This window comes from Paenibacillus glycinis (assembly GCF_009909185.1).
Taxonomy (GTDB): Bacteria; Bacillota; Bacilli; order Paenibacillales; family Paenibacillaceae; genus Paenibacillus_Z; species Paenibacillus_Z glycinis.
Window position 1 is genome coordinate 1 of the sequence record NZ_JAAAMV010000042.1, and the last position, 11,140, is coordinate 11,140.

9 protein-coding genes and 1 pseudogene are annotated in these 11,140 nt (G+C 47.5%); 2 read left to right on the forward strand and 8 right to left on the reverse strand.

What is annotated here, in order from left to right; genetic code table 11:
- Positions 1-192: pseudogene (locus GT019_RS31345) on the reverse strand (DUF3847 domain-containing protein); the annotation flags it as partial.
- A 464-nt stretch (positions 193-656) separates the two neighbouring features.
- On the opposite strand from GT019_RS31345, the gene mobQ reads away from it, so the two are divergent.
- Positions 657-1,877 (forward strand): MobQ family relaxase, encoded by a 1,221-nt coding sequence (gene mobQ, locus GT019_RS31350; protein WP_161747375.1) that lies wholly within the window; start codon positions 657-659, stop codon positions 1,875-1,877.
- 24 nt (positions 1,878-1,901) lie between these two features.
- Here the strand turns inward: mobQ and GT019_RS31355 are convergent, their stop codons facing one another.
- Complete coding sequence (locus tag GT019_RS31355; protein ID WP_161747376.1) at positions 1,902-2,660, reverse strand: MerR family transcriptional regulator; 759 nt, start codon at positions 2,658-2,660, stop codon at positions 1,902-1,904.
- Positions 2,661-5,020: 2,360 nt separating this feature from the next.
- Between GT019_RS31355 and GT019_RS31360 the strand changes: the two genes are divergently transcribed.
- Positions 5,021-5,938 (forward strand): type IV toxin-antitoxin system AbiEi family antitoxin domain-containing protein, encoded by a 918-nt coding sequence (locus tag GT019_RS31360; protein ID WP_161747377.1) that lies wholly within the window; start codon positions 5,021-5,023, stop codon positions 5,936-5,938.
- 24 nt (positions 5,939-5,962) lie between these two features.
- Here GT019_RS31360 and GT019_RS31365 read toward each other — a convergent pair whose 3' ends face one another.
- The 6 genes from GT019_RS31365 to GT019_RS31390 form a co-directional block, all read right to left on the reverse strand.
- Entirely contained in the window at positions 5,963-6,853 is an 891-nt protein-coding gene (locus GT019_RS31365) for a nucleotidyl transferase AbiEii/AbiGii toxin family protein (protein WP_161747378.1), read from the reverse strand.
- Between the two features lie 674 nt (positions 6,854-7,527).
- Positions 7,528-7,818 (reverse strand): helix-turn-helix domain-containing protein, encoded by a 291-nt coding sequence (locus GT019_RS31370; protein ID WP_161747379.1) that lies wholly within the window; start codon positions 7,816-7,818, stop codon positions 7,528-7,530.
- 226 nt (positions 7,819-8,044) lie between these two features.
- The gene (locus GT019_RS31375; protein ID WP_161747380.1) at positions 8,045-8,407 is read right to left on the reverse strand and encodes a type II toxin-antitoxin system RelE/ParE family toxin; all 363 of its coding nucleotides are present in this window, start codon (positions 8,405-8,407) and stop codon (positions 8,045-8,047) included.
- Positions 8,408-8,643: 236 nt separating this feature from the next.
- On the reverse strand, positions 8,644-9,801 hold the full coding sequence (locus GT019_RS31380) for a DUF4179 domain-containing protein (protein WP_161747381.1): 1,158 nt from the start codon (positions 9,799-9,801) through the stop codon (positions 8,644-8,646).
- Positions 9,782-10,363, reverse strand: a complete 582-nt coding sequence (locus GT019_RS31385; protein ID WP_235949631.1) for an RNA polymerase sigma factor — start codon at positions 10,361-10,363, stop codon at positions 9,782-9,784. Before GT019_RS31385 ends, GT019_RS31380 begins: the two co-directional genes overlap by 20 nt.
- Before the next feature lie 386 nt (positions 10,364-10,749).
- Complete coding sequence (locus tag GT019_RS31390; protein WP_161747382.1) at positions 10,750-10,965, reverse strand: hypothetical protein; 216 nt, start codon at positions 10,963-10,965, stop codon at positions 10,750-10,752.
- Positions 10,966-11,140: the final 175 nt, after the last annotated feature.

The following is an 11,140-nucleotide window of genomic DNA, read 5'->3' on the forward strand; positions in this document are numbered from 1 at the left end:
CGTAAAATCCGCCATCTTTGGGAACTGGCTCTCGAAAATGGCCCCGACTTGAATCAGCCGCCGCGTACGCTCCTTGCGCTCTTTCTGACTCAATTGTGCTTGAACACGCTGCTTCTGCGCCTTCAGCTGCTCCATTTTCTTATTGAGCTCGGCCAACCGTTCCTCTGGCGTCTTCCGCTTCGTTTCGCTCATCGGTCTCCCCCCTTTACTATCGCTTGCGTTTTGAGATGCATGTGTGCCTTCATCATCCAGCGCCGCGGACGTGCAGCCACAATTAAACAGTCATGGCAAACATAGAATTTCGCACTCGTATCCCTGATCAATATACAAAGAAACCTCATGCTCGCTTTCAAATCTTTGCTTGCATGATTGGCACGTAAACTCCATTCCAGAGCACCTTCTTTTATGTCTGTGCTTTTGTCATCATTTTACCGCATAAAATACCGCGTGGAAACTATCATTTGTGCTATATCGAATGTTGCGCATGTGGTAGAATAATCCCGAAGCAGAATACGAAGGGCGCACTTATACATCGCTTCGCGATGTGTGCGACAGGGTTCCACCCTGTACCTATTCGATTCTTCGAATCGACGATAATTCATATTGCGTCTGACGCAATATGAATTATGAAAAATGACAAAGGAGGAACTGCACCGATGGCGATCTACCACTTTTCTGCGCAAGTTGCATCTCGCAGCGCTGGCCGATCGGCAATAGCAATGGCTGCTTACCGCAGCGGCGAGCGATTGACCGACGAGCGCACCGGCGAGCTGAAACACTATAAGCGCGAAGCTAAACCGGAAACCGTGATCCTCGCGCCGGCGCAGTCTCCCGAATGGGTACAGGATCGGAACCGGCTATGGAACGAGGTCGAGAAGGCCGAGAAGCGCAAGGACGCGCAGCTGTGCCGCGAAATCAATCTAGCTCTTCCGAAAGAGTTTAACCCCAAGCTGCAGGAGCAGCTATTGCATTTCTATTGCGAGCGCGAGTTCGTGGCCAAGGGCATGGTTGCCGACTTGGCCATTCACCGCGACGATTCGAACAACCCGCATGCTCATATCATGCTGACTATGCGCGAGATGACGCCCAAAGGTTTTGGCCAAAAGGTTCGAGCTTGGAACGATCGGGAGCTGCTGGAGAACTGGCGAGAAGCCTGGGCGAACGATATCAACCGGATCTTTGAACGCGCAGACCGTCCGGAACGCGTTGACCACCGTAGCTTAGAGAAGCAGGGAGTAACCGACCGGCTGCCGACAATTCATGAAGGCCCGACTGTTCGGGAGATGGAGAGCCGCGGTGTTGCGACGGATCGGGGGAGCATTAACCGGGAAGTCCAGGAACATAACCGGATGGTGGTGGATCTTCGTGCTTACGCGGAGGAAAAGACTAGGTTACAGGCGGAACTTGCTAAGCCGGCCAGAACGACCGTTCAGGTCGAATCCGATTATAACCGGCTGTATTGGGAAAGGCACAAGGCTAAAACCGAAATCAGCATGCTAGAAGGTTTCTTGGATGGTTTCCGCAAGGTCGAGGAGCTGAAGAAGGAACGTGAGCAATTACGGGACAAACAGGATCAGCTGCAGCCTAAGAACGCATGGCAGCGAATGACCAAGAATAACCAGCCACAAATAGATGCCCTGGAACGTGACCTATATCTGAAAGACAAGCAAATTGAGAGCGAACAGAAGAAGCTGCCGCCTAAAGAACCGAATCAGCTGCAGCAGCAAATTTCCGTCGTACGCGGCGCATTCTCGGCGATCGATCACGCATTTAAAGCTGTTGAGAGGGAACGAGATAAGTTGCAGCGGCAAAAGCAGCAGCGGATGATGCGGGAGGCACAGCAAAGCCAAGATCATGAACGAGATCACGAAAGGTAATCGGGCCAAAGCTACTTGGTTTCTTCATCCCTCGTATGTCTCTCTGATCCTTTGTTCGTAGTGATCGTCCACGTATTTATGAATAAACCGGTCACGCGCTGCCACGTCTTCTTCTTTCCTGAACAGACCAGCCTTCCGCATGCGTTCTATCTCCGGTTTTGCATTCCAGGCTTCCTGCGCTTCGGTCCTTAGCTGCTGCTCGATCCGTCTTTCCGTTAGCCGTTCATCCACTCGTCGGATGCGATCTTCTGCTATGGTAGCGGCGATCTCCTGTCGCCCTTCTAATAGCCCCCGTCTGAGCCCGTCATTCTCCGTCGTCATCTGTTGAGATACTTTTCCGAGTTGTTCCGTAAGCTGATTTGTGGTACTACTTGCCTCCCAACGAGCCTCAGCAAGCTCCCGTCGTAATCCGTCATTCTCCGTCTTTAATATCTCTACTTGTTCCATCATGACAACCATGCCACGCTTAATCAATTCAAGTTCTTCCGTTAACTGCATCAGATACGGCTTTCCGTCGTCGTCATCCGTCATCGGCACGATGATTTCTGTCACCATGCCACGCAGCTGCTCCTTTATGTACTCCACCGGCTCGTTAGCGTCTTTCATCTTCGAGATGAGGCCAAACACTTCAAGCGCTGCCTCGTTATAACGCATAGACCGCCCTGATCCTACTGTAGGCAGAAATTCCTTGAATTGGCGGGCCCAATCTGCGAGCGTCGTTCTCGGCCTCCCCAGCCGCTCCGCCATGTCCACGAGCGTATAAGTCCGTTTGAACTCCGTCACCTCGTCGTCACCCCTTCGTCATTCCGTTTCGTCACGTCGTCATCTATCCGTCATCGTCGTCATGCCGTCATTACTTCCGTTCGTCACGTCATCATTGTCCGCTATATTCGACGTAAACCCGCGTCATTCCTGCCCGTCAGTGTCTTAAGAGAGGGAGGCCGCAATCTCCGCATGGTCTACGTTTGAAAACTTGTTGATCATCCTCCCCTATAAATACACCGGTTCCCGGTTCCGCAAAGATGGCCTCGGAATGGGCACAACGAAGATCACGTTGCACCCAAACCGAGGCCATCTTCACAGGCTAACTTTGTATTCAGGGAAATCATTTTCTAAAATAACCCTTTCTACGAATCTAGCAGTGTGCTATATTGAATTAGAAAATATTCCTTTAAAACTAATAAAAAGCCATCGTTTCGGCCGCTTGGGACTGGTAATCCCTCAGCTGCTCCATCCGTACGTCAATACGGTGAAACAGGCGCACACTCACGATAGCTTTATTACCTCGTATTCTACCATCTGTTCCGCATTGGAGCAAGGGAGGAACGGTGTAAATTCAGCGTAAATTGAGATGAGGCCCTGCTTCCGTAGTCACGGATGGCAGGGTCTTTTTAGTTGTTTATGGCCATTCGGCCTCTACATAACAAACCTCATACACCGGCGCACGCTCCGGACCTCGCAAAAAAACGGGGTACCGAGGGCCTGTTTTCTTATTGCCTTTTTCAGCTTCGCCAGCTGCGTGGTCATGCTTCAAAGTGACAGGAGAACACGTAAAAACACTGTCCATCGTACGGGAGGGAGCCTTACCCCAAGCGTACGGTTATTTCCGGGTTGCTGCGCGATCGTCGCAGCCACTGGCGTCCTAACCAGGTGCTAAGTGAAGCCGGCCTGGCCCCCGTTTACCTTCAGTCGGGAGACAATCGCACGGGCGGGGGCAATGTTGGGCGTGCATCCAAGTACATAATCCCGCCGAAAGGCAGTCCAACGTAAGGCAAAACGAAGTGCGACCCAATCAGGATGTGACTCCATCCCAGGGCGCGACCGTTCCGAAGAGTACGTGGTGAAGTGTCGATTGAACCTTGCTGGAAACTGTTCAAGGGAGGCAAGACCACGGTTTGAGAAGCTATTGGATGTCATGGTGACAGGCTGGTCATAGGAACCGTAACCAGCTCGAGCGATCGTAACAATAGGCGCGTAAGCGCGTGGTAGGAAACAATGCCGGGAGCCGTTCCCCGATGCGTGACGGCAGGATCATCCAGCAGCCTACAACCTTATTCCGGGCTTTAAGCCAAGGCTTCGGGATAAGGTGAACTGTGTCCAGCACGCAAGGCTCATGCCATCGATCCAAAGATTCGTCAAGCAGAAAATGTGGCGTATTGAACGAATCCAGTTCACCGAAAATGCAGGGGCGGGCGCGGGGAGGATGTTAAAATCCAAGGGTTCGCGAAGCGAAGCAACCTTTTGGAATTGGTTCTATAAAGAGAAGAATTAAGGAGATTAATAAACGCGGAGTGATGACAATTGAGGTGGCGGAAACAGCCGTGAAGATGATCTCGGTTTGGGTGCAACGTGGTTTTCGTTGTGCCCACTCCGAGGTCATCTTCACGGAACCGGAACGAAGTGGAGGCTGCGTGTTTTGAGAAAAAATGGTTGAACTGTGGCATTAACTTCGCTGGTTGCTTTTGCTTCTAGAGCGAACGCTGCAGCAGCGCAATTTAAGGATGTTTCCAAGAGCCATTGGGTGGCGGCAGCTGCTATCCAAAGCGCCGATAAGGGATATATATGAGTAGCTATCCAGGCGGAACGTTCCGACCGGCTGGGACGATTATGCGTGCTGAATTTACTGTTGTTGTTTTGCGGATCGCAGGCGTGAAATCTGAAAAAATCAACGTTGTTTAACGATTATAATAAGCAATGGGCATCCGGAGCGATCCAAAGCGCGGCAGCGGCCGGTCTGGTTACTTCCGCGTTTAGAGATGGCCAGGAAGGCGCTCGCGAAGGGTGAACCTTATAAAGCCTATCTAAGCGCTTTTAAAGGGGTTCTACAACGTATTGGAACGGATGTCTCCAAGCTGATTCCGGAAGCAAACCTTTCCGGGGTATTACTGGTGTCAACACTTGGATGGTTACCGGAGTACGAGCAAGGGAACCACAGTAGATAAATACGTCAGTACAGTATTAAAAATTAAAAATGCCTCTGTAGGTAGTATATATACTACCTACATTTACGCTTTTCTATTTAAAATAAGTACACTTTGGAGTAGTATATATACTACTCCAATTGCAGATTTATTTCGTTCTTTTGCTATTCACGCACATAGTATATATACTATGTGCGTGAGCACTTATTGGAGGTGTTTTAAATGGGCAGGTTAGGTCGAGTAGGCGTTATGAAAAAAAATATAGATCAAATATTAAACTATATGAACAATATGGGAAATGGGATTTTTACCTACGATAGCCTTCAAGGATTATTACAACAAATTAAAGAAGAAGACATCGTTCCTAAATCTCTAAAACTGACAGAATTTATTAACTACGTCATATTGGAAAAAAACATGATGAACGCCGTAGACGTTAAGTTACCTCAAAGAGGTACAACTCGATTTTTATCAGGTGATATATCCCCATATCGATTGGCGCTGACATTTAACAAGGAATCTTACCTAAGTCATTACAGTGCTGTTTTTGTGCACCAGCTTACAAACAATATTCCAAGAAAGATATACACTAATATGGAGCAAGCATCAAAATGGTACGTTGATTATGATCCTAACGACCCCGAAGATCAGCTAATACAGAAAAACATAGACCTGGCATTTTCTCGACCTATGAGAGAAACCAATCAAAAAGCGAGCTTTAACCTTAATGAACATAACTATGAGGTATTTCTTTTAAATGGGAAGAATCATAATCGACTAGGAATCACAAAAATTAAAATGGATGGGGAAGAGTTAACTGTTACAGATTTGGAACGCACATTAATCGATATTGTCGTACGTCCTAACTATTCTGGTGGAGTTGTGGAGGTATTGGAGGCCTATAAGGCAGCAAAAGGCAGAGTTTCGGTAAATAAGTTACTGGCCACGCTGAAAAAAATGAAATTCAAGTATCCTTACCATCAGTTAATTGGCTTATATCTAGAGCGCGCAGGCTACCCGGAGAATGTATTTAAGCTTTTTACACCTTTTAGTTTGGATCATGATTTTTATTTGACCTATGGGATGAAAGATAAGAAGTACTCTGATCGCTGGAGGGTTTATTACCCAAAGGGTTTCTAGAAAAAGCCCCCCTTTACGGGGGGATTAACCGGCAGTCTCTCGTTGATCTTCGATCCAGAGATAAGATAATGGTTCGATTAACTTTTCGACGTAGTCGAAGTAATAATCATAAGCTTCCAAACGGCGATCAGCAACAGCTGCTTGTACAGCTGAAAAATTATCTCGATGAAATTCACGTTGATTTGTGATGTTGCCAAGTAGTCTTAGGGAGACCCTTTTCACTCGAAATATTTCTTTTAGAATTTCTACGTTTTCGGGATTATATACCTCGGTTGTATCTAACTTCTCGGCAATTGTAAAGATATCAAAGAAGTCCCTAGCTCTCTGAGAAGAATGGGTGAACACGATTTCTTTATATTCATCCATTTGCTGGCAAATAGCTCGAAGCTTTTCATACAGAACCATTAGAGGAGAGTATATATATATCACATACCCAAACAGCTCGTCCTCAACTTTTGGAACAGTGTACTCATATTTGCTGATATCTATCGTGAACCTTTTTTGTTGCCCGGTACCAACAACGACAGCGGATCTTTGCATTCGTTCTAACTCATTCGGGTTGTAACGTTCCGCCTCAATGATTTTAAACTCCACGCTATATCCGCCCCAAAAACCTGCAAACTTCTCGGATACCTTTTTAGGGGTCGGGAAAAATTTAAAGTCAAAGACTTGGTAGCTACGTTCACCAAAGACATTCTGAAAAGCTTTTTCAAGTTTCGATGCTATATGCTGCATCTCATCAGGACTAAAATCGTCAGACATTGATACATCGATGTCCATAGAAGTACGATCATTGTAGCCAAAAAAAACATTAATTGCCGTCCCACCCTTTACTGTAAACCTATCTACCAGTTCGTCGTCGTAGAAGAGGGAGACAATAGCAAGTTTTTTCACATCATCTAAGCTCAAACTCATCGTAGGCAGCTGCCTTTCCTGAAAGATGAGTTTACAGTAACATCATACGGCATAATTTGGCAACATAGTTCTCCGGCAGCAGCCTACTGCTGTTTGCGCAATGACAGCCTGGATTGGATTATAGGTTTTAGGTTGTGATCTCACGCCGTAATAATTCTTTGGACATTTGCATCAAAATTTATATTTTGTGAACGATGAAGAAGGATCCGCTGCAGTTGCAGGAGGATCCCTTTAATCAACTATTGTGCCCCGTTCAAGATCCGCCTCAGCAGATCTTTCCACATTAAAAGGAGCAGCCGGCGTGACTGCTCCTTATAGTCTTGCCACTTCCGGGAGGGCACCAGACGTCCGAGACCCCTTGGATCCTCTCCTATTATTAAACAGCTCATTTAGAAGTGACAGGTCCTTTCTTAATCCCATTCGATCCGAAACATCGTACGTGTATCAAGATTACCGCTATCATCATATGTGTAGAGAGTTGAAACCACTGCTTTCTACATAATTGAGACGTAAATCGTCTCGAAGCATCGTACGTTTTGGGTCAAGATTTCCGCAATCATCATTGTGTGGAGAGTTAAAACCACTGCTTTCTACATAATTGAGGCGTGAATCGTCCCGAAGCATCGTACTTCTTGGGTCAAGATTACCACAATCATCATATGTTTATTTCTCGTTTAGATGGCACTGGCAGCTGCTTCTTCATCCGGAATCAGATCAAGCTTTAAACGAAGTGCTTTAGCCAGGGTTTGAATGGTATCAATCTTAGGAACGACTCGTGCACTCTCGATTCTTGCAATAGCGGACTGTTTAAGCCCGGTTAAATCGGCCAATCCCTCTTGTGTTAGTCCCAGATCACGACGGCGCTGAATTAGTTTAGAGACGAGATAAGCGGTGAACTCAAGTACATATTTTTCGGATTCCGGGATCGACGAAATGTTTTTCTTTACATCGTCCCACCTTGTCATTTTCAGCCCTACTTTCTTAAATAATAATTTATTGATCTCTATTTTTTATTTTGTGTGTTATTTCAAAAGTAATGTAACAACATCTACTCCGTCGATACGCATAATTTTTTCTCATTCCCATTTGTTTTCCTCCTAATTTTCATTTTTTACTTTTTACTTCTTACTACTTTTTACCGATGCGTGATTGCTGTACTCCTCCCAAGGAGGGAGAGGGGGTTACCCCCTCTCAATACCCGTGTCGACTAATCCAATCCAGCATTTCACGTTTCGCCTGCTTGATTTCGAGATCAGGCGTTTTTCGTCCCGACTTCCTGAAGCTATGTAGAAGGACAATATGATTGCCGTTCCACATAAAGAAAAACACACGGTGGTCATCTGGACGAAGTTCCCAAAGCTTTCCATCAATTTGCTTCGTGAACTGTTCACCCGATCGTGTACCGCTGTTTTTTAACAACTCAACGGAGTAGAATAACTTTTTTAATAAGCGAGCGGCTCGCTTATCCGTTGGTGCTTTTTGCTCCAGGTCGTCGATAAAAATTTGAATTGGAGAATTGCCACGGGCATCTTTGTACACATCAATCTCGTACATCGGTATGCCCCATTCCATATTAAGTTATGTCGCTTATAACGACTATGTTATAATAATAACACAAACGTTATTATTTTATCAAGGGAATCCAGTGGACTTTACCGATTTGTCTTAGAACTGACTTTTGTATATAACCGCATATTTTGTGCAGATGAAAAAGGATCCGCCGCAGCTGCAGGCAGATCCTTTTAATTCAACTATCGTAATCCGTTAGTGTAATAAGAATTTCAGTAGCTCTACCGTTGACGATCCGGTAGCGGCACCTCCATTTCAATCGAGTACGGCTTGCCATCCGGGCCACCTGCGACATTAAAGTTAAACTTGAGAGTGCGTGCTACCTTACTGATAGGCTCGAATATATAATACTGTTTACTGCCCGACTCCGTCATTGGATCGCCCTGACCGCCAAGTATCTGATAGACGCGCCCCTGATCATCCTGCGCTGCCGACATATCAAAATCATCCGGATGCACAAATGTGTTTGCTGTATCCTCGGCCTTGGGTCGAAGATGGAAGAACACCTGTGTCGTCACGGGTGTCACGACGACCTTGTCCACAACAAATCCGCGATAAGCGAGTGTATCTGGCATTTTGGGCTTCTCGATCACAATCGGTTCGGCATTGATTTTCACCGGTACGTCAAAGCGAAATGGCTGTTCAACTCCGGCCACCGTAAGTTTAACCCCAAGCGTGAACTGACTCGGCAACTCCGATTGTAGCCGATCAATGCTAACGAGCACGGAATGCTCTCCAGCCGAACTCCAGGACGGCATCAGCTGCTGCTCCTGCAAAAATGCCTCGACGGAAGTCAGCTCGCCACGCTTAGGTTCACGCAAGTTGCGGCTATAGAATTCCCCATCACCTTCCCGATCAACCTCGAGTACGATCCTCGTCCCATCATAAATGACATTTCGAACACTGATTGTTGTGTCTCCGTGAGTCTCGGTGGCTGCAACTGGTTGCACCAATCCATTTTCCGCTGCCGCTTGCATTCCCCTGTCCCCATACAAGGAGAATAAGCTTCCAATTACCGGAACCGACCGCATCGAATCGGCGAATGCCGGCGAAATGTAACCTAGTCCGGCCATCCCCGTTCCAAGCAGTAACACGCCTGCCACAGTTACGGCTGCCAAGCGTCGCAGCCGGTGGAACCGTCTGGGTACGATGGAATGCGAGTGGCCGGCTTGACCATTCACCTGCCGGATGTCGTCGGAGAGGACATCCCGATCTAGCTTGTGGCGTTGGCCGGTTGCTGACAATGAGGAAGATGCTTCGGCCCGGATTCTCCCAAGTATCTCCCCCATTCGGAGCTCCACGGCCTCGGGGATGTCTACTTTTAGTTTCCTTTCCAGCCGAAGTCGGTGCAGCCGTTCATCAATTTGGTCTGACGTCATGATTATCTCTCCCTTCCCATGTCGGCTCCAGCCAGCTTCTCAGCTGGGCCTTACTCCGTTTCAGCCGCATCTTGGCTGCGCCTTCGCTGATGCCAAGGATTGCCGCGGCATCTGCAATCTTCATATCCTCCAAATAGACGAGCACCACGACCAGCCGAAGAGGCTCCTCCAGCCGATCAATGGCTTCTTTTAATTCTACGTCTTGGTAAACCGAGCTATTTACAACCGGCTCCGGCAGCGTGATGGGCTGAGACTGGCGTAGTCTCTTCTGTAGTATTGTGGTGCACTCATTGATAAGGATTCTATACAGCCATGTTTTTACATGTGTCGGTTCTCTCAGCGAGCTGATCGCCTGATAGGCCCTGAAGATGGTTTCTTGGAGCGCATCCGCACAGTCCTCATCGTTTTTAAGAATCGTTCTTGCGGTTCTGTAGAGCGCCCCCTTCAGGCTCTCTATCAGCTCAAGAAAGGCATCCGTATTTCCCTGTCGAGCCGACCATGCGAGCTTCGCCAGCTCCATTTTGTCCGACGATATGACGCTACCTGACCGATTAATTGCCATGCTTTTAATGTTCCCCACCTCCTAGAAGACCCGGGTCTTCTCGTGTTGCATTGCTGTCGACATAGATTAGAGGTGCTGGGAGGAGAAAAAGTAACGGGTAGGGACAAATATTCGATTCAGTCGAACAATTTTGAGTAGTCTGGGGTAGTTGTCACCGGCAGCGGACATCTGTACATAATCACTTATTTTGTGCAGATGTCTGAGCCCTCTGGAGCATGGATCGGGTAGCAATTTCAAGCTAGCGGGAGAAAACACAAAAAACGGCCCTTTCGCAATCGATGCGAACAGTGGCCGTTTTTTGGTCTAGTCTCGGAAATGGAAAATCGCCGCTCACGGCGGTTTTTCGCTGAATTCCGGACTTGCATTTGAAGTGAAATTTAGTCTGATTAACTTTCCTTTTTGTCTAACCCTTCAGGAAGAATAAAGCTTTCTTGGTCTTGACCAAATTCGAATCCTAACGACTTCCAGTAGGCTTCTAAGGCATCAGACTGTGCTTGAATGATGTCGTCCGGATCCGCGCCGAAATGCTCTTGTATGTACGCCTGGACGAACGCAGTTTGTTTGCGATTTTCTTCCCAGGCCAGCGAATTCGATTTGGTCACTTCGTATTCACTCCCTCTTTGTCTGCAGCTGCCTCAGCTGCTTGATGTTCTTTTACAAGCCGGCCAAGCTCTGCGGCGAGTTCGCTCACCTGTTCCAACGTAAAATCCGCCATCTTTGGGAACTGGCTCTCGAAAATGGCCCCGACTTGAATCAGCCGCCGCGTACGCTCCTTGC